Source organism: Nannocystis sp. (genome assembly GCF_016714285.1).
Classification (GTDB): domain Bacteria; phylum Myxococcota_A; class Polyangia; order Nannocystales; family Nannocystaceae; genus Nannocystis.
Genome location: NZ_JADJNN010000017.1, coordinates 39495 through 63349, shown reverse-complemented (window position 1 = coordinate 63349; position 23855 = coordinate 39495). Strand labels below are relative to the sequence as shown.

16 protein-coding genes are annotated in these 23855 nt (G+C 66.5%); 14 read left to right on the top strand and 2 right to left on the bottom strand.

Annotated elements, in window-relative coordinates:
- The first annotated feature begins 53 nt into the window (after positions 1–53).
- The 14 genes from IPJ59_RS26050 to IPJ59_RS25985 all read left to right on the top strand — a co-directional run bounded on the left by IPJ59_RS26050 (position 54) and on the right by IPJ59_RS25985 (position 19826).
- Positions 54–3833 carry an SNF2-related protein gene (locus IPJ59_RS26050; RefSeq protein ID WP_293273770.1) on the top strand — a complete coding sequence of 1260 codons (3780 nt, stop codon included), beginning with the start codon at positions 54–56 and terminating at the stop codon, positions 3831–3833.
- A 3-nt stretch (positions 3834–3836) separates the two neighbouring features.
- Positions 3837–7136, top strand: a complete 3300-nt coding sequence (locus IPJ59_RS26045) for a hypothetical protein (RefSeq protein WP_293273769.1) — start codon at positions 3837–3839, stop codon at positions 7134–7136.
- A 36-nt stretch (positions 7137–7172) separates the two neighbouring features.
- Entirely contained in the window at positions 7173–8069 is an 897-nt protein-coding gene (locus IPJ59_RS26040) for a peptidoglycan-binding protein (protein WP_293273768.1), read from the top strand.
- Complete coding sequence (locus tag IPJ59_RS26035) at positions 8062–8634, top strand: hypothetical protein (RefSeq protein WP_293273767.1); 573 nt, start codon at positions 8062–8064, stop codon at positions 8632–8634. Before IPJ59_RS26040 ends, IPJ59_RS26035 begins: the two co-directional genes overlap by 8 nt.
- Positions 8635–8643: 9 nt before the next feature.
- Positions 8644–9327 carry an SDH family Clp fold serine proteinase gene (locus IPJ59_RS26030; RefSeq protein ID WP_293273766.1) on the top strand — a complete coding sequence of 228 codons (684 nt, stop codon included), beginning with the start codon at positions 8644–8646 and terminating at the stop codon, positions 9325–9327.
- 211 nt (positions 9328–9538) lie between these two features.
- Positions 9539–9847: a hypothetical protein gene (locus IPJ59_RS26025; RefSeq protein ID WP_293273765.1), complete on the top strand. Its 309-nt coding sequence runs from the start codon at positions 9539–9541 to the stop codon at positions 9845–9847.
- The gene (locus IPJ59_RS26020) at positions 9844–10461 is read left to right on the top strand and encodes a hypothetical protein (protein ID WP_293273764.1); all 618 of its coding nucleotides are present in this window, start codon (positions 9844–9846) and stop codon (positions 10459–10461) included. Before IPJ59_RS26025 ends, IPJ59_RS26020 begins: the two co-directional genes overlap by 4 nt.
- Positions 10462–10487: 26 nt before the next feature.
- The gene (locus IPJ59_RS26015; RefSeq protein WP_293273763.1) at positions 10488–11657 is read left to right on the top strand and encodes a hypothetical protein; all 1170 of its coding nucleotides are present in this window, start codon (positions 10488–10490) and stop codon (positions 11655–11657) included.
- Between the two features lie 19 nt (positions 11658–11676).
- On the top strand, positions 11677–12264 hold the full coding sequence (locus IPJ59_RS26010; protein ID WP_293273762.1) for a class I SAM-dependent methyltransferase: 588 nt from the start codon (positions 11677–11679) through the stop codon (positions 12262–12264).
- A gap of 407 nt (positions 12265–12671) precedes the next feature.
- Positions 12672–12905 carry a hypothetical protein gene (locus IPJ59_RS26005; RefSeq protein ID WP_293273761.1) on the top strand — a complete coding sequence of 78 codons (234 nt, stop codon included), beginning with the start codon at positions 12672–12674 and terminating at the stop codon, positions 12903–12905.
- A 4-nt stretch (positions 12906–12909) separates the two neighbouring features.
- Positions 12910–14127, top strand: a complete 1218-nt coding sequence (locus tag IPJ59_RS26000) for a hypothetical protein (protein WP_293273760.1) — start codon at positions 12910–12912, stop codon at positions 14125–14127.
- 38 nt (positions 14128–14165) lie between these two features.
- Entirely contained in the window at positions 14166–14867 is a 702-nt protein-coding gene (locus IPJ59_RS25995) for a P-loop NTPase family protein (protein ID WP_293273759.1), read from the top strand.
- A gap of 809 nt (positions 14868–15676) precedes the next feature.
- Positions 15677–16789, top strand: coding sequence for a tyrosine-type recombinase/integrase (locus IPJ59_RS25990; RefSeq protein ID WP_293273758.1), 1113 nt, complete (start codon positions 15677–15679; stop codon positions 16787–16789).
- A 79-nt stretch (positions 16790–16868) separates the two neighbouring features.
- Complete coding sequence (locus IPJ59_RS25985; RefSeq protein ID WP_293273757.1) at positions 16869–19826, top strand: serine/threonine-protein kinase; 2958 nt, start codon at positions 16869–16871, stop codon at positions 19824–19826.
- Between the two features lie 5 nt (positions 19827–19831).
- Here IPJ59_RS25985 and IPJ59_RS25980 read toward each other — a convergent pair whose 3' ends face one another.
- Positions 19832–21694, bottom strand: a complete 1863-nt coding sequence (locus tag IPJ59_RS25980; protein ID WP_293273756.1) for a spherulation-specific family 4 protein — start codon at positions 21692–21694, stop codon at positions 19832–19834.
- A gap of 205 nt (positions 21695–21899) precedes the next feature.
- Positions 21900–23822 carry a LamG-like jellyroll fold domain-containing protein gene (locus IPJ59_RS25975; protein WP_293273755.1) on the bottom strand — a complete coding sequence of 641 codons (1923 nt, stop codon included), beginning with the start codon at positions 23820–23822 and terminating at the stop codon, positions 21900–21902.
- Positions 23823–23855: the final 33 nt, after the last annotated feature.

Sequence of the window (23855 nt, the reverse complement as noted above, 5' to 3'; positions counted from 1 at the left end):
TCGGCGAGCCGCCGCGCATCGAGCCCAAGTTCACCGGCCCCGCCGATGACGTCGTGGCCCAGGCCGAGATGCTGTTTCGCATGCACCGCGAGCTGTCGGTCAAGAAGCTCCTCGCGTTCCACAGCAAGCAGGGCGGCACCCGCTCGCGGGAGGATGCGCTCGCGGCCCTGATCAAGGCCGAGTGGAACCTCGACGGCGACACGTGGGATGAGCTCTATCCCCGCGACGCGTACCTCACGGGCCACGAGCTGTGGGCGCGACACGACCGCGCAAAGGCGCGGGCGGCCCGTGGCGACGAGCAAGCGCGCGTCCAGGTCCGGCGCCTGCTCGACGCGATCAAGCCGGCGGTGTTCGAGGACATCACCGACATCGACCCGCGCCACGGCTACATCGACCTCGCCCTCGTCAGCGGCTGGCTCTCGAGCACGCTGAACGCAAACTACGGCCGGATCGAGCTCGAGCGTGTCGACGGCTTCGTCCAGATGCGCGGCTACGACTATATCGAGGCCGACGCGCCACCCGTGTCGCCCGACGTGCTGACCTTCCTCGGTTACTACAACCACGACCCAGAAATGTTCCGGCCGCCCCAGGAGAAGCGCGACCGGGACGCCCCGTCGATGACCAAGGAGGAGCGCGCAGCAGCGAAGCAGAGCATCGGTGATCGACGTGTAGCCCTGGCCAAGAAGTGGTCTGAGTCATTTGTACAATACGTCGCCGCCGACCCCGAGCGACGTGCGGCCCTCACCCACGCCTACAACCGGGCCGCCCGCGGTCGCATCGTCCCGACCTACAGCGCCGAGCCGCTGTACATCGCCCGCTGGGGCGCCGGGGCGCCCACGCCGCGCGCCCACCAGATCGCTGGGGCCCGGCGCGTCCTCGATCTGCTCGGGGGGCTCATCGCCTTCGACGTCGGCGTCGGCAAGACCTACACCGCGCTCATGATCATCGCCCGCGCGCGCCAGGAGGGCGTGGTTCGCCGGCCGGTGATCCTCGTGCCGAGCTCGCTGGTTTGGAAGTGGCACGACGACATCCTGTGCACGCTCCCCGACTATCGCGTGCTGGTGATCGGCTCCAAGCGCAAGCGGATCAGCCGCGGCGATCGCAAGGGCCTGATGACCTCGGAGACTGACACGCCGCAGGAGCGGGCCCAGAAGTGGCAGCTTGTGCAGAGCGGTCAGGCCGACGTCGTGGTGCTGAGCTACGAAGCGCTGGCCCGCACGAAGATGAACGAGGCTGCCGTCGTCCGCTACGTCGAGGAGGTCGAGGCGGTCCAGCGTTCGATCGCCCTGCGCCGGCGGGCGCTGCAGGAGAAGGTCAAGAACGAGAAGGACAAGGACAACCTCAGCGAGCGCGACCGGGCGCTGCTCGAGCACGGCGTCAAGGCGTGGATCGAGGAGATCCTCGCGCTCCCGAACGACTGGACCTACGACCCCGGCATCGCCTGGGACGACATCGGCATCGATATGCTCGTCGTCGACGAGGCCGCAGGTTTCAAGAATCTGCACATGCCGCAGGCCCGCGAGGACGGCGTCCCGAAATTCATGGGTGGCGGCGGCGACGGCTCCGACCGCGCCTGGCAGCTCGACTTTCGGGCCGCCGCGATCCGCCGCCGCACCGGTGGCGCTGGCATCGTGCTGCTCACCGCGACGCCCGCCAAGAACAGCCCGCTCGAGTTCTACAATCTGATCCAGTTCATCGACCCGACCGCCTTCACGCGCGCGGGCATCCTCGACCCCGAGCAGTTCATCGACCGCTTCCTCAAGATCGAGATCCGCGAGGTGCTGGACTCGGCCTTTGACATCACGCGGCGCAGCGCCGTCACCGGCTTCAAGAACCTCGAGGACCTTCGCACCCTGATCTTTCGCTACGGCGAGTTCCGCACCGCGGAGGAGGTCGGCCTCAAGCTGCCGCGCCCCGTCGTGGAGACCATCACGATCGCCATGGACGAGGTCCAGGAGGCGAAGTACCGCCATTACGTCGCCCGCATCGAGGAGATCCTCAGCAACCCGAACCCCGACAGCAGCCCCGGCAACGTGATCCTCGGCCTGCTCGCGCGCCTCTCCCTCATCGCCCTCCATGGCGCGCTCGAGGACGGCTACAACTACGACACCGCGCTCACGGGCGGGGTGGTCGAGCGCCCCAGCTACAACAAGCAGGGGGAGGTCGTGGTCCACAAGGTCACGCTCCCGCGTCCGCAGTACTCGAGCCCGAAGTTAGTCGAGTGCGCCCGGCGTGTGGCCGCGAGCCCGAACTGCGGCCACATCATCTTCTGCGAGCCCACCGCGGTGCACCTATGGCTCACCGAGGTGCTGGTCGAGCACGGCATCCCGCGAGAGCGCATTGCCATCCTGAACGGAAAAGTGACCAAGTCCGCGGACCGAGTCCGCATCGCCCGGCAGTTCAACGGCCTCTCATCCGACCCGCCTCCACCTGGGACGTGTGGAGGGCCAAGCACCACCGCGATTACGCCAAAATACGACGTCATCATCGCAAACTCGGTCGCCAATGAGGGCCTCGATCTCCAGGTCCGCACCTGCTCGGTCCACCACCTCGATCTGCCGTGGACGCCCGCGGACCTCGAGCAACGAAACGGCCGGGCCGTCCGCCAGGGCAACACGCTCGGCATCGTCCAGATTTACTACTACTTCGCCGATGGCTCGACCGACGGCTACCGCTTCAGCCTGATCGATGGCAAGGCCGGCTGGCTCGGCGAGCTCATCAAGTCGCAGGTCCGCGACACCAACAACCCCGCGGCGCAGCAGCAGCTCTCGCCCGAGGACATCTTGCTGATGATCTCGCGCGACAAGGACAAGACGCGCGCGATGCTCGAGGACAAGCGGCGCCGCCAGGCCGAGGAGGCCCGCAAGCGGATCGCCCTCGAGGCCACGCGCCTCTATCGTCAGGCGGCCGCCCGCCTCCGTGCCGCCCGCGTGAGCGACGACGCGGAGGCAGCCGCTCGCCTGCGGGAGGAGGGCGAGCTGCGCCTTGCGGACCTCGAGCGCGTCGACGCGGACGCGTGGCCGTGGGCGCCGTGGATGTACGCGGCCCGCGACCGCGAGGTGCTCATCCCCGACACGGGCGCGCCGGTCTACGAGGGCCTGCGTATCGCCCGCCCCCGTGCCGGCGCGGAGCAGCTCGACCACCTCGAGTTCGGGCGGATCGTGGACACCGACGAGGGCGTGCGCATCGGGCTGCGCGCGGCGGGCTCGCCCTCGTGGCAACTCGTGAACTACACCGGCCTCGTCAACGACGCGCCGCTGCTCCCCACCCACCTCGCGCGCCCCGGCGGTCCCGCCTGGCCCGACGACGACGACACCGCGACCGCCGCAGCCCTCGACAAGAAGATCCCCGAGGTCTTCCGCTTCGGCCGCTACGCCGCGCTGCGCTGGCGCGGAGCCAGCGATGCATGGCTCGAGAAGTGGTGGCCGCGCTACGAGCCTGCGTTGCGCGACGGCCTCGTCAAGGGTGACCGCGACGTGGTCCCCGTCGAGGGGCCAAAGGGTCTCGCGCTCGTGTCCGGCGAGGAGATTAGCGACGGCAAGATCCTCCTGCCCACCATCGCGGGATGGCAGCGCTTCCTTGAGCTGGCCCCGGCGAGCGGCGAGAAGTTCACTGCGCTCAAGGAGATCGGCATCGAATGGTGGGACCGCCGGGTGCCGCAGAACTTGCTAACGGTCGGTAAGGACGAGCCCCCGGACGGCGTGCCCCCGTCCACGAAACCCCCTGTCACCATGGAGCCGTCGTCCGACGCCGCGCCAGAGTCCGATCCAGCCTCATCGAAAAGGGCACGCCGCTCGCACTTCCCGCCTGGAATGATGGAGGAGGAAGGGTAACGTATGGTCGTCAACACGATAGCGATTCATGGCATCCAAGAGGCCCTAACCTCCGAGGGCGTCGAAGTTAGTTACGTCTACCCCGGCGCGCTGACGACGAAGCTCACCGAGGGCGTCACGATGTCAGCCAACCCCCGCGTCCAGGAGGTCGAGTTGGGCCTCTTGCTGGAGGGCCAAGACCCGCTAGTTGACGCATCCTGGCGCTGGGAGGCCAACACCAAGCCAGCCACAAGACGCTGGGCGCAGCATGTCCTCGACGCGAGCCTGCGCAAGCAAAGCGTGGTCTATGAGCACGGCGATGAGGTCGTGGTCATTTGGGCCTTCATCCCCGCGAGGGCGGACGAACTGACTTTATTCGAGGCGGGGTTCACCCCAGCGATGGCGTCGTGGCGGGCTCCAGCGACCCCCGTGACACGCACGCTCGCCGCCCAGATGGTCGCGCGCCGACCGGGGCAGCCCATGTCGCTCGGCAAGGCATCGCCGCCCAGTCTTGTGGACGCGGATTTAGACGAGAGAAGGGACTGGCCTGAGCACACGTGGATGCGCTGGGCTGCCCTCACGGAGAATCCCCTCTGGTTCGGAAATAAGAAGTATAAACTAAGAAAACAACTAAAATACGGGGACGATCTCGTACTCGAGTACACCGGCCCAAGTTCCCATCTTAACCTGGTATTCAGCACGGCGCGGCATCCGCTCGTCTACGAAGTGACCATTCGTGGCAAGCTCGGCCAGGAGCCATTTTTCCGGGTCATCCCAAGCGTGGCGTGGGAAGACTTCGAGTCGCTGTTCGCGGAGCTCCACCGTATCGTCACGGGGCAGAAGATGGAGTCGCTCGGGCGCGTGGCCGTCGGCGACTTCCCCCCCCCGCGTCCGCGTGCGGGGGCCGCGGCGGTCAAGGCTGTCGCCCTTAGACTGCGCAAGTTGCTCACCGGCTCGGTTCGGATCGGTCGCTACAACTTCCACTCGCCGGACAGCGAGGCGATCGGTGATGAGGTCTTGGTCCGCTTCACGTCTAGCGATGGGTCTCGGCTGGTTTTGAACGTGGCTCCTCGACACGACCGCGAAATGGACCTTCGAGGTGAGTTGATCGACGAGAATGGCAGTGTCGTCCGGAGATTCGACTGGACAGTCATTCAACTCGTTGAGCTGATCGCGCTGGACGAGGCGTCATTCGCAAGATGGTTCGGCGTGCCTGTGGAGCCAAGGCGCCCCGCCCCGCCCGCACCCGTAGGGCCGAGCACCAGATCCGCGTCCCAGGAGGCCGCCAACGAGGCCGCCGAGGAGGCCCATATGGGGCGAGCGCTTCGCGCAGCGCGGGATCAGGAGGAGGCCGCCTGGGATGAGGCGCTCCGTCGTGGCATCGCGTACGAAATGGCCACCCAAACCCTCGACCATGAGGCAGCCCGAAAGGCTGCCGTTCGCAACCTCGCCACCAATTTCAATCACTACGATGCCATCCGGTCGACAGAGAAGCCTGCACCTGAGAACAAGTACGAGGATGCCCGCGCCGCGATCAAGGCGCTCGGCCTGCCATCCAAAAAGTACGCGTATTATGTCCGCCGCGCGGAGGAGGCGATCGGTGACGGCAAAGCTTGGGCGCCCGTCGTGGCTCGCGCACGCAAGGCCGCCGACAAGCTCAGTGGCGCCACCAAGCCCTCGCCGCGAGCCGCGAAGCAAGCCGAGGCCCGCCCCGCCCCACATCCCTCCGCGATCAACCTGATCCTGGATGCCTTCAACGCACAACCCCTGTGGCGGGTCGAGAGGGTCCGGACACGCGCCAATGGCTTCGTGCTCGCTGTGTTCCCCGAGGGCAAGAACATCGACGCTGCTGTGGTCTCGCTCGACGTGGTCAACGGTGAGATCGACGAGGTTCGCTGGCTTGATGAACGACTCCCTCAGCGCGACCGAGACGCGATCCTCGATCGTCTTGAGCGTTCGTTGTGGGATGCCCTGGAGGAGGATGACGAGGACGACGACGACGACAAAGACGCAGCCCAGCCCCGATCGCCGCTCCAGGAGTTGATCGACCTCATGGAGCGCCGCAGCAAAGAACTGGGAGCGCGCCCAGCCGCCACTGCCGATCTTGGTCGCAAGGATGGCTACGGCCCGATCGCCGAAGCGCTGCGCGACCTGGCCAGACCCACCGGGCCCACCGTTGAGGAGCTACAGCGCTGGCTCGAGGCCGAGGACCTTACCAGCGCGAGCGAGGTGGTTGCGCGTGCCCGCGGTGGCGAGCCGATGCCGGTCCGGCAGCTCATGCGCGACCTCTGGGCCGGCGTGTTTGACACGCTCACACGCGACGAGGTCTTAGGGCGCCCGGGTGCGCTGCGCCTGCCCGCGGAGGCCATCTTCCAGGACGACGACAGATCTGGTGACTTCGTCCTACAGCGTGTCCAGCAGGGGGAGCGTAATGTGCTCCGCCGCATCCGCGTCCGCGTCGGCGACCCCGACGCCGACACGGACGAAGTGGAGGTGGAGGACCCGAGCGAGCGCCTCAGCTCTGGCGACGTGGTTCATCGCGCCGAGCGTACCGAACGATTCTTCGTCGACCTCTACGGCAAGCTCGGGACCTTCCACGATGATCTTGAGCGCGCGCCGCGGACCCTCCATGAGGTGCGCATGCTGCTCTATTGGGCAGCGGTCATGCTGGACGCCCCGCTTTGTCAGGGCGACGTTAAGGCGCGTGCGGCCGCTGCGTTCACGCAGGCCAAGGCATTCCATGACACCGCCCGGCGCGCACTCATTGACGGCCGTAGCGTCGATGCTGTGCGGCGCATGCAGGCAGCGCTCGAGCGGATCAGCACCGCGGCCGCGCAGATCGCCAGGAGTTGCGCCGAGGGACAGCTCGAGATCCTGGCCACGCCGCCGGGCTTGCCAGTGTTGCCCGAGGACGTGAGTGTGATGCGGGCGTCGATGGGCCCGGTGGCGCTGGCAAGTGGCGTGCAGGGGGCCGTTGTGTCGAATCGGAAACCACCGCTGGCGATGATGGCGCTCGTCAAGCCGACCCCGGAAGAGCTCCGTGAGCGCTTCACCACGCCCACGCGCAAGGAGGTGAAGCCCATTCACTACATCTTCCGGTCTCGCTCGGGCTTGCCACAACTGCTCACGCGCGAGGAGATCGAGGCTCAGGCGCGAGAGGCCGTCGGCCACGAGGTCTATGACGAGGCCCAGCGAAACCCCATGCCCGGCGCCGATCTGTTCGAGTCAGCCATCGGCGCCGTCGAGCTGCTGCTGGATGCCGAGTTCGAGGGCCGGGCCGATCCACGGTGGGCGTCCGCCATCCTGAAGGAGAAGCAAGCATGAGCAAGCCAACCACCGAGACCCGGGAGCACGAGTAACATGGCACGCTCGACCGATTGGGAGACGCTGCCGATGGCCACCGGCGACCCGGCGCCGGCCTGGCCGCTGCCTGGCGTGACGCCGAAGTTCGCCGTGTGGAGCATCGGCGGCGGACGGCCCTTCAACTGCACGCTCGAGAAGTGCGAACGCTGGCACGCTGGGATCGACCTAACCGGCGCTCCCGACGGCGCCACGATCGTAGCCCCGGAGGACGCGCTCGTCGTCGGCATCGACCGCGGGTGGAGTGAGGGGTCCAAGGCTGCGTTCTTGCGTACCAAGACCGGCCTCTTTGTTGTGCTCGGCGGGTTCAAGGCCGGCTCGCACAAGGAGTTCGGTATCCAGACCGCGAGGGAGGTGCGCAAGGGTGAGAAGCTCGGCCGAGTCCTCGGCTCCTACGGGATGATCCACCTCGAGACCTACGCCGCCGAGGGGCGAGTCGCAAACTCCGTGTGGTGGAAGTCAGAGGAGCCACCCAACGGCCTGCAAAATCCGACCGGCTACGTCGAGCGCATGGTCGGTGCCAAGGTTTCGTTAGTGCAGACACGCCAGCGCCACGAGGCCCTCGCCACGCTTGGGCACTACACTGGCGACGTGGGCGCGGCCTGGGGCGCCGCCTCCGAGGCCGCCCTTCGAGCCGCACAGGCAGCCCTGGGGGTTGGCGTGGATGGTAAGTGGGGCCCGAAGACGGAGGACGCGATCCAGAGCAAGCTGGCCGAGCTCCAGGGCTGCGTGGGCGAAGAGTGTGGCATCCAGCAAGGCGCCGCAGCGAGCCCTGCCAGTACCGGCGATCCGCTCAAGGCCGCCAGTCACCTCGGAAAGATCATGATCGGCGCCGTCGGCCTCGCCGGAGTCGCAACAGGTGTGCTCATTTGGAAATGGAGAGTGCGAAATGTCTGACGAGAAAAAGCAAACATACTTCCACAAGGGTGCCCGGGTGATCAACGCGGCGATCAGAGAGCTTGACTTCCCTGACGGGCTCAAGGAGACGGCGCAGCAGGTCGTCACGCTACTCGCCACGGACCTCCTGCCCGGGCTGTGGATGCGCCAGCCAGATGGCGCAGCTCCACGAAGCAACGCGAGCCGGCCCGAGACACCGGAGGAGGTCGAGGCCCGGCTTCTTGAGCGCCTCAAGGAACGAATCAACCGATTCGCGCGGGACCTCGATGACGATGACGTCGAGGCCCCCAAAGCAGCCGAAGACCCAACGCCACAGCAGGATTCAGAGCCCGCGTGGAGCAGTGACGCGATCAAAATGGTTCGCACGTCATGGGACCTCCTTCTTCGCACACATGAAGAGCACATGCAGCGCGTGGAGGGGGCTCTCGTCGCAGCGGCGAGACGCGGCGTGGATCCGCTCGACATTCACGACGCGTTGCTGCATGCGACCGGCTACTGCCGCGAGGATCCGACCGTGACCACCTTGGCGGCGCTCACGGATACGACCCAGCGGGACGTCCACTGAAAAGCATCAATGAAGAGGGCAATCATCACGACGGCTGTAGCCGGTGCCGCGTTCGTTGGCGCCACGTACCTGCTGCGTCGCCAGCAGGGGCCTCGCGCGGTCGAACGACACACCCCTGTGATCCCAATCGTTACGCCAGTCATTGACTTCCGCGTCGCGGAGATGGTGCTGGAGGCAATGGAGCACCTGCCAAACGACGAGATTACGCTCGTGCTCCACACCCAGGGCGGCTGCGTGCTCTCCTGCGTGATGATCGCCAACGGCCTACGGCGGTTCGCGGCATCCACTGCGGTCGTGCCGTACATGGCGATCTCCGGCGGCACGCTTATCGCGCTGAACGCGACGCGTCTGGAGATGGGTCGCAACGCCGCGCTCTCGGCTGTGGACCCGATCGTCTCAGGTGTACGTGTCAAGTACATGCCCGAGACGAGCCAAGACACGGAAGTGCTCAGCGCTCGGGACTATGCGCGCTCGATTGAGGATTATTTGAGGACCACACTCACGGCGAGGCAAGGCTCCTCTGCGTCGCTCGCTGTCGTCAACCGGGCGATGTCCCGGTTGATGGGCGACCACACGCCGCACGAGTGGCCGATCACGATGGCAGAAGTGGCGCAGCTCGGCATCCCGGTCGAGCCAGCGCCATCGCGCTGGGCGAACTTTGTCGACGAGTACAGGAGGCGGTGGTGGCGATGACCCATGATCTTGAAACAACGATTCCAACGGATCGACCCCGGGTCGAGCTCGTGGAGGAAATACCGTCGCCCGAGGCGGCCGCGCGGAAGGCGTTTGTCGCCGGCGCCATCTCTGCCGGCGTTGTGTGTGCCCTCATCGGCACGGCCGTCGGGTTCGTCCTCGGTGTCCAGAGCAGCTTTCCAAGGCGTTCAGCAGAGTAGGAGCGTTGCACATGAAATTCCCATTGCTAGGTCTGTTCCACGGTAACCGCCACCAGGTCGGTGCGCTTCTTATGATGCGCGGCGAGACGTTCATCGAGACGATCGAGGACGACGCCTTGGCGATCTTGGTCATTTTCAAGGGTAGCGTGACCATTAGCCGGCAACGACAAGGCGCGCAGGTCGGCCTCCATGTGAACCCGCGTATCGGCGAGCCAGTGTGGCTCACCAGCCCGGGCCCGTATTGCGTGGTGGCTAAGGACCCGGTGGTCGGGGTCAGGATGTTGCGTGCCAGCAGTCAACCTCGGGAGGACGCACGATGAGCACCGCCGAAGCGGAGGAGTCGGTTCTCGAGATGGAGACATCAACAGAGACCGTCAAGTACCGACAGAGCCGGCTCATGTGGTGGACGAGCATTGTCCACGCACACGAGGACTACATCGCCGACGCCCTCAAGCACGGCGCCACCCAGGTCGCCGCCGAGGCGGCCGCCAGCAAGCACGAGCGCGGCGAGGTGCGGGCCCTGCTCTCCGAGCTACTGACCCGTGCGCCGGTCGACGCGATCGTGCAGTTCCTCCAAGTGACGCGCGCCCTCGACGACCCTGCGGCGCTGTTTCAGCAGCCCGAGGCGGTCACAGCCCTCATCGCATCGGCCTATCCCCGCAGGACCTGGGCAACCAAGATGGACAAGCTAGCCAGGGAGGTCGCCGCCGATGACGCGAGCTGGTCGGAGTGGGGAGCGCGCTGGGGCGAGGAATTTAGCGCGGTCGGAAAGGCGGCCGCGAAAGCTTTGATCGAGACCGGCGCAGCGGTTGGCAAGGTGGGCCTCGACTTCGCGGGTGGGATCGCCACGTTGCTTCGATGGACCCCCTACATCGTCGGAGGCGCTGCCTTGCTCGGGGTCGGCCTCGTGGCGGCGTCAGCGATCCGTAAGTGACAAACCATGGTGACAGGAGGTGTGTGATGGACATGCAAAGTGAACAGGCTGAGCAAATCCCGAAGGCTGTCCGCTCGTTCATTCGAGTAGGCAACTACGTTCAAAAGGTGCTCGACACGGCAGAGGCGAACGCCAAGGTGCGGGCCGCGACCGGACAGCAGCCGAATCTCCTCGACGACGTCATGAAGGACGGACAGGTCCACATAGCGAACCTCGAGGAAGTGCTGGCCGATATCACGGGTCGCACCAAAGCGAAGTCCGTTGTCGAGCTCATGACACACGCTCATGGCCTGATGGGCCTGTACCACTCTGTGTCTGACATTTTCTCCGGTGCGAGGCATGATGACCCTAGCGAGGGGCCCGTCCGCGGGCCAGCAACGGCATCTCCGCAAGCGCCGACATTTCGCGCTGACTTGACGTCCGCCGCGAAGCGGGCCGGACAGGGGGGGGCGGCAAGCGCCACATCGGCCTCCCAATCCGCGCCGCCACCACATGCCGCACCGCCACCCGCCTCGACGGCCGCACCGCCACCCGCCTCGCCGGCAACAACCACCCCAAGGATGTCGGTGGACGACAGGCTCAACGCGTTGACGATGGAAGTGGCGCGGCACCTGCAAACGTTCGAGCAAACTGTCGCCGCTGAGCACACCGAGCTACGGGGCCGCATGATCCAGCAGAGCCTCGAAGTCTCACGACTCTGTGCCAGGATTCAGGTCCTCGAGTCCAAGCTTCGGATCACCGAGGCCGCCGACACACCCGGCGCCGCGGTGCCAACCGACACACCCGTCACGGTTCCCGAAACCACCGTCGCCGCGGTCCCATCCCCACCCGCCCCGGCCGCCACACCCGCCCCGGCCGCCGCCCGGCCGCCACCCGCCCCGGCCGCCACACCCACCCCGGTTACAGGCGGACCGATTGAGGCGGCGGCCAATCGCCCGACGGAGGTGGAAGCGGACACTCAGGTTGACGTTGTAGATACGAAGATCACCGTTTGTGCCGCCAATCTCGGCACCATGATTGGAGAGTCGGACACTCGGGTCCGGATGTCGCTCGCTGAGGAGCGCGCTGCGTCGGATGCCTCCGACAAAAAGCTTCTCGCACTGAGCAAGACCGTCACACGACTCGAAGGCATCGTCGAAGATCGCCAGCGTGCCGAGGGCGAACAGGGCCCAGCGATACCACCATCTTTGGAGTGACCCACGATCGGAGTTCACCATGTCCATTCGAACTGCTGCACGCTTGATCCTCGGCTATGCCGCGCTCGTGGAGAGCGGCGCAGCCATGGTCAGGTTCCGCGAGCGAACCGTCGCGTTCATGTCGGCGATGGAGCGCGCCACGGCGCTCGGCCGCCGGCTGGTCGTGATCGGGGATCCGGACGCTGGGATGCACACGCGGCTCGCCCGTGCGTACGGTTGCGGCGATGTCTGCGTGGATCTCAACGGCTGCCCAAAGTGCCCGATGACGATCGTCGCGGACATCACGAAGGGCCCGGTCCCGGAGCTCACCGCGGACTCGTCGGTCGTGTTCGTGTCGTGCGTGCTGGAGTACGTCCCCGATCTCGAGGCGGCGCTCGCTGAGATCGCCAGGATCGCCGGCAGTGCGGAAAACGTCTTCATCGTCAACGTTCAGCCGTGGACCCTCACGGCCCGGCTCTACCCGAACGCGCGCTGGCGGGGCACGACCGCGGTGGGCTCAAAAGTCGACATGCGCCCCGTCGGCCTCGACGAGAAGCTGGTTGCTACCGGCGTGGTCGGAGCGTTGGCGGCCGCAGCGTTCTGGCCAAAGGGGAAAGGGAAGCGCTGAGATGGCGGACCCCGTCCTCACGCTCGATCAGGCCATGGTGGCCCTCAAGACCGAGAATCAGGCCCTCGCCGATCAGTTGCGTCAAGCGAGGTGCGACCTCCACCGTCTGGGCGTTTCGGATCAGAACCGTGTCCTTGTCTATGCCGCGTGCACAGGTGCCGTGGGTGTCCTGGTCGGGGTCGCCATCGGGATGAGCGTGGTGTCACCGCGGCCTGTGGCGCGCCCGAAATAGCGTCTGACCAGAACCATGAGGATTCTATGACCGATGAAGAGAGGGCGAAGGTCTCTGAAATGTTGGTTGAAATGCGAATGCTGCGCCTCGTCGGCCGGCTTGCGGGAGGCGCTGGCCTTGTTGGGCTTGGCGTGCTGCTCGGTCGCTGGACGAAGCGTGATCAACGGAGGTAGCCATGTTCATCCCGAGTAAGCGTATTCGTGACGCGGTCATTTCGCAGGCGCTATCGCCCCGCGGGCAGGCGTTCTTGCGTGCCTGCAACGGCAAGACCATCGTTGAGGATGAGCGCGGCTGGGTCACGATCGTGACGGGCGACGGGCGTGTGGTCACGACTGCACCGGCAATTCCAGGTCCGGGCGCCGTCACGGCCTGTGGCACGCCCGAAATGGCGTCTGACGAAGGAAGGTGACGAGGTGGAAACCAAGACAATCGCAGCAGCCGCAGCCGGCCTGTTCCTCGGCGCCGGTCTCGGTGCGACCGTGTGGTGGTCGACCCGGGTCCGCCGCGGACACGTCTATCGGGTCAAGGATCACTACTATGCCGACCAGGCCCTCGTCGATGACCTTGTCCGCCGACTGCCTGGCGCGCAGCAACGTTCGGGACCCGAGCAACGCGACGTTGATGTCTTCCTCTACCGACGAGGGAAGGTCGCGTTTCGCCGTGCCGACGGTGTGCTCCTCCCCACAGGAGTGACCCTACCGAATCAGGTCGGTACGGCGATCTACTGGATCGACCACGCGGGCGGGTCCGCGGAGCTTGAGGACTTCGTGGTGCTGCTTGTGCAGTATGGGCTCGCCGAAAGTGGGGGCGCCTACCCAAGCTGGCCGACGCAGACCCGCGAAGGGGTCACGCCGGAGCCGCAGCCTCTCCACCCAACTGCCTTCAACCCGAGACTTGCCAGTTCATGGAGTGACCCGCCGTCGAAGCTTCCGACGAAGACTCGCCCCAAAGGCCACTACTTCATGGTCGCCGGCGACTACTTCGCGGATGAGGCGATGGTCACCTCGCTCGAGTGGTTCCACGGGACCGACTATGTCAACGATCGGGTGGTGGTGCCGGCCTGGAAGCGCGGCTCGATTCAGTTGGCGAAGCATAGCGGGATCCACCACTTCCCTGAGCAGGAGGGCCCGCTCTTCACGATCACTCCGCTGCTCGACCAGGTCACGCTGGAGGACTTCCTTGTGGAGCTCGAGCACTACAACCTCGTCTCCTGGGGTGGGGAATGGCCGGACCTCCAGACCGACGCACAGACGAGACTCATGCGCCGCCAACCGCTGCCCATGAACCCAGACGGGCACGCCGTCTGGGTCGCTGGGGAGTTGTTCGTCGATGAAGCCGCGCTCGGCTACATGATGACCAGGCTGGAGCTGGACTACACGACCACCCGGCTGGACCGTGGCCTGATCACCTTCAGGTGGCGCAGCAGCACATTTATCGACGTTATCCTCGTCGACGAAAAACCCCGCTTCGAGCAGCAGCGAGGCAAGCTCTACAGCCTGGGCGGCAACACGCGCTCCCGCCCGGGGCTGGAGTCGCTCGCCTCTGCTCTGCTGCTTCATCGCGTGGTCGCTGAGGTTCAGGTGCTGGGACGCTGGCCATGGCGTGCGCGCAATGGTCAATGGCACTCATAGGGTGCCACAACGATGTGCATACATAGGAGCCAACAATCATGAGAACAAAAACGATCTGTTTCCTCAACCGCAAGGGTGGCGTCGGATCCACCCTGTTCGCCTCCCATACCGTCTACTACGCCCACGCGCTCGGGTTCGCTGCGCTTGGGCTCTCGCTAGACCAGAACAACGACATGGCGGAGTTCCTCACGCCCACCCTTCCCTGGGCGGACGCGACCGAGAACGTCCCGCCCGGTCCGTGGGACCTGCGCGTGGTCGACGTCTGGGCGTGCTCGAACGTCGCGCACACCCTCCGGCCCGATTTGTGGGTCATGTTGATGGATTCGCCGACGGCGTTCCACAACGGGATGCGCGCCATCGCGGAGGAGCTCGTGGGGCCGGTGCTCTGCGTGTGGAACCGGCGGCTGCCCGATCCGAGCGACCCGTTACCACTCCGGGTGCCCGAGGCGCTCGCGGGGCGTGTCAGCTTCGCTGACGTCCGGGTCCCCAACCGGTCCGAGCTTTGGGAGATGCGGCCGGGGTGTCTGTGGGCCAGCGACGTGGACTCGGCCGGCGCCAAAGACATGCTCGGGGTCGTAAGCGAGGCGCTGGCACGCGTGGGCCTGCACCCACCCGGTGCACCACCTCCCCAGAACTTCCCGAAGGTGCCCGGCTCCGCGAGCCGGGGCATCCACCGGGACTACCGTGCACGCGAGGAAGCGGCGCTCGCCGGCATCATCGCTGCTCTCGGCCAGGGCTAGGCAAGGACACATGCCACGCGTGCCACAATATGGGGCGCTTGCCGTCAAAGCGCCACTACATCAGACCGTCCACCTCTTGCGACACCTGATGACTCGCGGGGTGGGCCTGACTCTCCAAGCGCTTGCGGTCGTTGCGGTCGAACCCTCTAATCCTGACAGGGGCGAGCCTGACGAGGATCGTGATCGGCCACCGTTCTCATGGCGGCGGCTGAGACTCATCACCTGTGATGTTGTGCTCGCTTCACTGGAGGACTTGGTGGAGAGCGTCGCCAAAGCCACCCATTCTCGTCGGCTACTTCGCGCGTCGGACAAAATCGGCGATCGGAGACCCAGGAACGTTTTTGAATGCAATTGCTGCAAGCGACCAGAGATCGAAGGGCTGTGTCGATTCTCGGACGATCAGGTCGTGTGCGCCACGTGCCTGAATGGCGTACTACGGCGCGCAGATGAAAGATCGAGCCCGAACGATCAGCGGCTTGACCGTACAACGCTCGAAAGCATCCTGGCGCTTGAGGCGATCCCGTACTGGAGGCAGGACCCTGACCACTACCGGCCGGGCACAGAACGAGACGCCGAGGTCGTTACGGCACTGATGGCCATCCCACAAGAACTGCGTCGCCGGTGGTTGATCGCCATGGCTCCAGTTGGCTGCAAGCTGGTCCGTTTTCGGGAGATCGTCGCTGGTATGGAAAACGATGGTCGCCTTCGTGAGTAGTGCTCAGTAGCACTCAGTGGTTAGCGATTTTGATTGCAACGCTCGCAGGCGCGCTGTATGTTGAGCGCGCTTGTGAGCTGTCATGGAGTTCCCCATGTCAGTTTCGACCGGAGAGATCACCAAGATCACCATCGCCCCCTACCGGGGCAGCACCACACTGGAGGCCGACGTCAAGATGCTCGTGGAAGGTCAAGAGGTACGGAGGCGATGGAAGTCGCCGCATGCCTCGCGCACCTCGACCGAGCGCTGGGCACGTGAGAAGGCCCGTGGCTTTCTCACGGGACGATCCGCTAGAGAGAAGGAGCCCGCGCCGAAGTTCGCCGAGTTCGCTGTCCGTTTCGTGGATGAACACGTGCGGGCATGCCGACTGCGACCGAGCACGGCGGCCAACATGCAGATGAACCTCAAGCAACACCTCATCCCGATGTTCGGGGCCCTGCGCGTCGATCAGATCACCGCGGACCATGTCCTCGAGATCAAGAAGCTCGAGCTCGCCGCCGGCACCATCAATAAGATCCTCCAGGCGCTCGGCCAGATCTTGCGCGACGCCCAGGCCAAGGGGCACGTGGCCAGCGTGCCGAAGATCAAGCGGCTCAAGGACAACGACCACCGCCACGCCTTCTACATCCCGGAGGACTACGAGCGGCTCGTCCACGCGGCGGGCAGCGACCCGCGGACCCTCGTGCTCGTCCTCCTCGGGGGCGACGCGGGCATGCGCATCGGCGAGATCATCGCCCTCGAGTGGAGCCGCATCGACTACGGGGCCAACAAGGTCCACGTGGAGTTCGCGGACTGGAACGGCCACATCGGCCCGCCGAAGGGGGGCAAGCCCCGCTCGGTCCCGATGACGCCGCCCCGCCCCGCGCCGCCTCCTCGCCCTCGGGCGCTCCGAGCACAGCGGGGTCGTGTCCTCACCGGGCGGTGGAGGGGCGGCGGAGATCCTCGGCTACGTCCGCTCGGAGGTGACCTCCCCGGGCATGGTACCAAGGCCTGGTGGCCGTGCGACGAGCACGCGCGTGACGACCCGGACCTGGCCATCGCCCGGACGGCCACGCTCTCGGAGGGTGGGTCCTCGAACACCCTTTCCGCGCCGGTCAGCGACGCGGGCCTGCGCGCCCGCGGCGGGCTCGTCGGCCGCTACGTCGTCCTATCGCTGCTCGGCACCGGCGGCATGGGGGCGGTCTATGCCGCCTCCCCCCGGAGCTGACGCAGGTCGCCCGTGTGCGCCCGGACCCCCACGTCACTTCCGCCGACCCGCAGGCCCGGCCGCCGCTGCCCCGCTGTCCGTGTTCGATGTCGGGACCGTCGGCGCCGAGGTGTTTATCGCCATGGAGTTCATCGAGGGGATGACCGTCACCCGGTGGACGCAGCAGCGTAACAGATCGGTCCGGGAGATCCTCGACCTCTTCCTCGCCGCCGGTCGCGGCCTCGCCGCGGCGCACAAGGCCGGCCTTATCCACCGCGATTTCAAGCCCGACAATATGATGGTGGGCAGCGACGGGCGCGTCCGCGTCATGGACTTCGGCCTCGCCCGCGCGGTCGAGCCGACCGCGGTCCTGGCCGACGATACGCCGGCCAGCGACTCGCAAGTACACTCCGATCCACGATTGACCCGCGAGGGCACGCTGCTCGGCACCCCGGCATACATGGCACCCGAGCAGTGGCAGGGCGCCCAGGTCGAGGCCTGGACCGACCAGTTCTCGTTCTGCATCGCGCTGTGGGAGGCGCTGTACGGCCAGCGACCATTCAAGGGCAAGACGCTGCACGCGATCATGCACTCGGTCACCAACGGGGAGATCGACGCGCTGTCGCGCCGGAACAGCAAGGTGCCCGCATTCCTCCGCCGCGTGCTCGAGCGCGGCCTCGCCCGCGCGCCGACCCACCGCTTCCCGACGATGGACGACCTGCTCGCGGCGATCGCCCGCGGCCAGACCCGCCAGCGGACCGCAGGGGTGCTGATCGGCGTCGGCGCCGTGGGCATCGTCGTCGCCGTCATCCTCGGCCTGCGCACCCAGCGTATCGCCGAGTGTGAATCGCATGGCGCCGAGATCGCGGCCGTGTGGAACGACGAGGCCAAGGCCGCCCTGCGGGCGACGCTGCTCGCCACCGAGGTCAGCTATGCGGGCAGCACCTACGAAAAGGCCGGGCCGCAGATCGACCGCTGGACCGCTTCCTGGTCGGAGATGCGGACCCAGGTCTGCCGCGAGGCGCAGGTCGACGACACCCGCTCGCCGGCATTGTATGCACTCTCGACCGCTTGCCTCGACGAGCGCCGCGACGCCCTCGCCGGACTGCTCGAGGTCCTCGGCGACAGCACCGCGACCGACGTGCAGCTGGTCCTCCCGGCCATCGCTGGCCTCGAACAGGTCGCCCCCTGCGCGGAGCGAGCGATCCTCGAGCGACGCCCGGAACCACCGTCCGGCCCCGGCGCACGCCGGCAGGTCGAGGCCCTCCGCCGCGAAATGATGCGCATCCAGGGACTCCTGGCCGCCGGCCGCTATGAGGAGGGGCTCGTGCGCGCCGAGGCCCTGCTCACCTCGGCCGAGGCGCTCGCCTATCGTCCCCTCGCTATCGAGGCCCGCGCGATGGTCGGCAACCTCGCCGCCCACGCGGAGCTGCGTGACCACGGCGAGGCGGCCCTGAAGCGCGTCTACCTCGACGCCGGTGGCGTCGGCGCGGATGAGATCGCCGCCCGGGCCGCTGTCCAGCTCGTCAGCACCGTCGGCGTCGGCCAGGCCCGACCCGCCGAGGGCCTGCTGTGGTCGCTGCCCGCCGAGGTGCAGATCCGCCGCCTCGGGCAGGAGCGCGGCCTGCTCGGCGCCAGCCTCTTCAATAACCTGGCGATGGTCCACAGCGCCCAGAGCGGCTTCGAGGACGCGCTGCAGTTCAATCAGCAGGCGCTGGCGATCCGCGAGGAGGTGCTCGGCCCCGATCACCCCGAGGTCGCCACCACCCTCAATAACCTCGCCGTCGTCCAGCGCGCGCTGGGCTCGTACGCCGCCGCGTCGGCGTCGTACGAGCGGGCCCTGGCGATCGGTGAGGCCGCCCTCGGCCCCGATCACCCGAGCGTCGCCACGACCCTCAATAACCTCGGCCTGCTGTACCTGACGCAGGGCATCTACCCACAATCGCAATCTGCGTTCGAACGCGCGCTCAAGATCCGCCGCGCCGCCCTCGGCCCGCAGCACATCGAGGTCGCCACTACCCTCAATAACCTCGGCTACCTGCAATACATCCGCGGCGCCTACGGCGAGGCCCAGGACCTGCTGGAGCAGGCCCTGGCGATCCGCGAGGCCGCCCTCGGCCCGGATCACCGCGATGTCGCCACCACGCTGTCCAACCTCGGCCTCGTCCGCCTGACCCGCGGCGACAGCGAAGGCGCAAAGGCCCGGTTCAAGCGGGCGTTCGCGATCCGCGAGCGCGTCCTGACCCCCGGACACCCGGGGATGGCGAGTATCTACAATAACCTCGGCGTGCTCAGCCACGCGCTGGGCGACCACGAGGAGGCGCAATTGCTGCTCGAGAAGGGGCTCATGATCCGCCGCGGGAAATTCGGGGCGCACCACCTCGACGTCGCATTGTCCCTCCAGAGCCTCGCAGCCGTCCGCGACGCCCTGGGCGCGAACGACGAGGCCATCACCCTCGCCCGCGAGGCGCTCTCGACCGCCGAGAGCGTGCTCGGCGCGGAGCACCCCGAGGTCGCAAACTTCCTCAACGCCCTCGCCCTCATCCAGCTCCCCCACGACCCCGAGGCAGCGCAGCTGCTGGCCGACCGCGCGCTGGCCATCTCGCTGCGGACCAAGGGCGCGCAACACCCGGTGACGGCGTTGTCCCTGTATATCCTCGGCCGGGCCCAGCTCGAAGCCGGCGCCCCCGCGGAGGCCACTGCCCGCCTCAACGAGGCCCTGACCGTATGGGAGACCAACCTCGGCCCCGACGTGCCCGAGGTCGCCGACGCCCTCACCAGCCTGGCCGCCGTCGCCACCCGCCGCGGAAACCCCGAGGAGGCCGTCCCGCTGCTCGAGCGAGCGCTGCAGATCCGCCAGCGACCAGGCCACCGCGGCGACAAGCTCGGCGCCGCAATGTTCGACCTGGCCCGGGCGCTCCATGACAGCCCCGCCGGACGCGGCCGCGACCTGGACCGCGCCCGCGAACTGGCAATGCAAGCCGCCGAGGCGCTTCGCGCCGCGGGGCCGGCGCGCCAGAGCGAGCTGGCGGCCGTGGAGGCGTGGCTGCAGCGGTAATCGGCTCAGTGCAGCTTCGCGGCCTCGGCCGCGAGGTAACTGGGCAAAGCACCATAGTCGTGGTCCGTGACATCGACCCACCCCGCATTGCGCTGGCCCGCCTTGGTGATGATGCTGTCGAGCTGGGCCGCCGGAGCGCTGTGAACGATGTGCCAGAAGCGACTCGCCGGGTAGTTCGCCGGCCAGCTCTGAGTATAGTCCGCCCAGCTGTTCAGGTACGTGCTGGCGCTGCCCTCGAAGTTGGCGATGATATCGAAGTAATCGAGGTAGCTCTCACAGGTCTTGGTGCCCGGATTGATGGCCACGGTCGCGCCACCGTCGTGCTCACGCACATAGTTGGCGAGCCATGCATAGTGGGCCTCGACATCCTGGCACTTCGCTTGCGTGACCCCGTCGATCGTGTCTTCCCAGACGGTCGGACCCTCATCCAGGAAGATCCCGGAGGGCGAATACCAGCTGTAGTAATTGTCGATGTCGGCCTGGATGTACTGCGTCGTCTCCGTCTCGACCTCGCCGTCGAGGAGGAAGGTGTACGTCCCGCTGTCCATCTGGCAGTTCTCACTCGGCCCCTCGTTCCTCGCCAAGCAGTCGTTCCGGTCAAAGTAACGGGCGCCCCAGCGCGTGGAGACGTAGGCGAGGACAATCTTGCCCTGGTCCCTGGCCTGGACCGTCGCATCAAGCCACTCCTGACCAAATTCGCCGTCCTGACCGTCCGCCGGGTTGATCATGACGATGTCGCCGGGGGCAGTGTTGGCGAGCAGCGTACTCCATTGTGATGGATCGCTGTCGAGGTCGGGATTGATGTACGACGGGATCGCCAGCCGCATCTTCTCGCTGCAACTGCTGGAGCATAGGTCGCCCCCGACGGTGTTGCCGTCGTCGCACACCTCATTCGGGCCCTTGAAGCCGTCCCCGCACACGTTCATTGTGCAGTCGCTCTTGCAGCCGGCGGTGTTCGCGTTGCTCCCGCCGAGGTCGCATTGCTCGCCCGGGCCCTTGAAGCCGTCGCCGCACACGTTGGTCGTGCAATTGAGCTTGCAGGCGGCGTTGTTCCCGTTGCTCCCGCCGTTGTCGCACTGCTCGCCCGAATCGAGCACGTCATCGCCGCACAGGGACTGCAACGAGAAGCTCAGGTCGTAGTTGTTGTTGCCCGTCCACGCCTGCGGCGGGTTGTTGCCCCACTGGTAGCGATGCCAGTAGGTGCCGCCCGCGTAGGGGTTCGGGGCGAAGTCGTGGCTGCGCTGCCAAAACACCGAGCCATACGAGCTGGTCGCCGGCGGCACCGGGGATGTCTCGAGCACGAGCGCGTAGGTCCCGGCGGCCAGCTGCGGCTTGCTGGCGAAGGAGAAGGTCACGTCCTGGAAGTCGTAGGTGGGGCCCTGACAGTCGTCATGGACGCCGCCCGGCGGGATCACGTCGGATTGTGCGAGCACCGTGGCCCCCGGCTGGTTGTTCGTCACCGTGCGCAGCGAGAGCTTGAGCTGGACGTCACCGTTGGCCGAGCAGCGGAACATCGGCAGCTTCACTGCGGTGAGCGTGAAGGCGCCGCAGGTGGTGAATGTCTGCGCGAGGTCATCCTGGTCCTGCGCCCACTGGTTGGCCGCTGAGCACGCGAGGAAGCTGACCGAGGTGCTCGAGCAGACGGCGCCGCAGGCGTATTGCTCGCACGATTCGTCGACACATTCGTCGCTCCCGAGCGAGTCGTCGCCGCCAAGCGAGCTGGACGGCTCCTCGTCCGCCCCGGAGCTCTCGTCGGCCGGAGCCAACTCGGGCCCGTCGGTCGAGGCCGTGTCGGGTCCAGGGTCGGCGTCGCAACCGAGCGCGAGGAGGGGGCAGAGGAGAGCGAGGGCCGTGGTGTTGCGAAGCATGAGAAACTACCTTTGCTGAGGGCGGTGGGCCCCCGGAGCGTCGTGCTCGCGGGTGGCGCCCTCGTTGATTAGGTAGCGCCGCGGAGCGGCGCAGCGGGTCATTACGCGGGATTACACGAGCGCCCCGGGCCCGCGCGCGAGAGGGCGGCGCCTCCGGGATCCCGGAGACGCCGCCCTTGTCGAATGACCGCGCGTCAGCCTACGGTCATTGCATGAGCGAGGGGTAGGTCTCGTAGCAGTGGATTGCGACGCCCTTGAACGCGGAATTGTTGGCGTAGCTGCTCGACACGCTATTCAGCGCCGAGTTCATTGCATCCGCACCCTCCTCGTGGAAGGTATTCTCATCGGCGAGATCCCCGATGGGCGGCAATGTCTCCACGCCGACGATGATCTTGCGCCCTGGAACGTGGTCACGTGCATATGCGAGCTCATCGCTCACATAGGGGATGAGGCCGTCCCCCGGGCCTGGTACCCCCGCAAAGTCGATGTAGTCCATGAACGTGACGTCGAGGCGGTCGAGGAGGTACATGTAGGCGTTCTGATTGGGGCCGTTGCCGTGCGTGATCCATTCGTTCAGCGAGACTGGGGCGTCGGCGTTCAACCGGAATTCCGGGTCGTTGGGGGCGAAGGCATCGGCGATCGTGTAGAGACGATCGATGAGGCGTCCGTAGATTTCCTGCTTCTTTGTCTCAGTAGCATTCTTGTCCCAGTCGGACGCGTGACTGGGCTCGAGGTCCAGGTGGATCCCGACGGGCTTTCGGCCCTGGAGATTCTGGGTAAAGGTGACTGCCTCCGCGACGACGGCGACTGCCACGTTGACATTGCCACCGCTGTCCATCCACCCCGTCATCGACGCGGGGAACTTATCGCCGTCCTTCTTCGGGCCGATGAGGAGTTCCACTTCGAGGCAGCGTGCGTCGGCGCTGGCGATGAACGTGGCGAGCGTCGCCTTGCCCGCGGGCGTTGCAGTCATGAAGCCGCCCGCCTCGAGGTCGTAGACGTCGAAGAACAGCCGGTTCACCGCCTTCGACCGGGAGAAGTCGAGGAGATCCTTGATCTCGGTGGGGTCGTTGGCGATGTTGGTGTAGTCGTTCCATACCCACATGGCCCGCACCGGCGCACCCTGAGGGCAGGCCTGGACCTGGCAGGTGTTGGAGCAGCGGTCGGTGTTATCGGTGTTACCATCGTCGCACTCCTCCACGCCCTCAACAACACTATTACCACAGTCATACTCGTACTCGAGCACGCTCTTGGCAGCGGCAAAATGGGCCGCGATCCGCTCCACGCCGAGCTCGCCCTCGTAGACCACCATCTCGTCGATGAGGCCGCCGAACACGCCGCCCGGGGCCCAGCCGACCTCGCACGAGACTCCGCCGATGCCGCCGAGGGCGAGGTCCATGGTCGCAGGGTTCTGGCCGACGAGTGCTCCGTTCACATAGAGCTTCATGCCATCCACAGTGCCGACAAAGACCACGTGCTTGAAGGTGGTCGGAGTGGCCGCGGCGGGGGAGGTGAAGGTGGTGTCCCACGGGGTCGTATATCCCATCTTGCCCGAGTTGTCCCAGGTCTCCGCCTTGAGCGTGCCGGGCGCCACAGAGCCGGAGACCGGACCGACGAGCACCGAGGTCGAGGGGTTCCCGGTGGCTCCGGTGCCGTCCGCCGCGAAGATGGCCTCGACCGTCCAGGGCTTCTGAAGTGTCTCGATGTCGCCGATATGGACGCACGACCACGGGGTCGTCCCGAGTTTCACCGCGTTCCCGAACGGCGTACCGAGCTCGATGACGGCGCCGTTGAGGAGGTCGCCGTCAAACGGATGGTAGCCGAAGTCATCGGCCATCTCACTATCAAAGCGCCACCAATTCCGGGGCTGATCTGCCTCCACTTCGCTGACCCACTCCTCCACGGACGTCTGTGCGCAGTTGATGCCATTGCACTGGCCGCTGAGCGCCATTGGATTTGGTCCGGGTGTGGGGCTGGCTGCGGCAGCTTCGGCCCCGTTGACGGCCTCGTCGAGATCGTCGAGGTGGTCGAGGTGGTCGGCGTCGGCCATGTCCTCGATATCGCACGCGAACGCCAGAAGCGGACAAAGCAGGGACAGGGTGAGCGGGCTGATAATTGTGCGGGTCATGGAATGCTACCGTTCTTGCGAGTGGTGTGTGGT

What these genes read in the sequence shown, in the direction of transcription:
- IPJ59_RS26005 (WP_293273761.1), top strand. Translation starts at nt 12,672, where the DNA reads ATGTTCATCCCGAGTAAGCGTATTCGTGACGCGGTCATTTCGCAGGCG.
- IPJ59_RS26020 (WP_293273764.1), top strand. Translation starts at nt 9,844, where the DNA reads ATGAGCACCGCCGAAGCGGAGGAGTCGGTTCTCGAGATGGAGACATCA.
- IPJ59_RS26040 (WP_293273768.1), top strand. Translation starts at nt 7,173, where the DNA reads ATGGCACGCTCGACCGATTGGGAGACGCTGCCGATGGCCACCGGCGAC.
- IPJ59_RS25995 (WP_293273759.1), top strand. Translation starts at nt 14,166, where the DNA reads ATGAGAACAAAAACGATCTGTTTCCTCAACCGCAAGGGTGGCGTCGGA.
- IPJ59_RS25980 (WP_293273756.1), bottom strand. Translation starts at nt 21,694, where the DNA reads ATGCTTCGCAACACCACGGCCCTCGCTCTCCTCTGCCCCCTCCTCGCG.
- IPJ59_RS26030 (WP_293273766.1), top strand. Translation starts at nt 8,644, where the DNA reads ATGAAGAGGGCAATCATCACGACGGCTGTAGCCGGTGCCGCGTTCGTT.
- IPJ59_RS25975 (WP_293273755.1), bottom strand. Translation starts at nt 23,822, where the DNA reads ATGACCCGCACAATTATCAGCCCGCTCACCCTGTCCCTGCTTTGTCCG.
- IPJ59_RS25990 (WP_293273758.1), top strand. Translation starts at nt 15,677, where the DNA reads ATGTCAGTTTCGACCGGAGAGATCACCAAGATCACCATCGCCCCCTAC.
- IPJ59_RS26045 (WP_293273769.1), top strand. Translation starts at nt 3,837, where the DNA reads ATGGTCGTCAACACGATAGCGATTCATGGCATCCAAGAGGCCCTAACC.
- IPJ59_RS26035 (WP_293273767.1), top strand. Translation starts at nt 8,062, where the DNA reads ATGTCTGACGAGAAAAAGCAAACATACTTCCACAAGGGTGCCCGGGTG.
- IPJ59_RS26010 (WP_293273762.1), top strand. Translation starts at nt 11,677, where the DNA reads ATGTCCATTCGAACTGCTGCACGCTTGATCCTCGGCTATGCCGCGCTC.
- IPJ59_RS26025 (WP_293273765.1), top strand. Translation starts at nt 9,539, where the DNA reads ATGAAATTCCCATTGCTAGGTCTGTTCCACGGTAACCGCCACCAGGTC.
- IPJ59_RS26015 (WP_293273763.1), top strand. Translation starts at nt 10,488, where the DNA reads ATGGACATGCAAAGTGAACAGGCTGAGCAAATCCCGAAGGCTGTCCGC.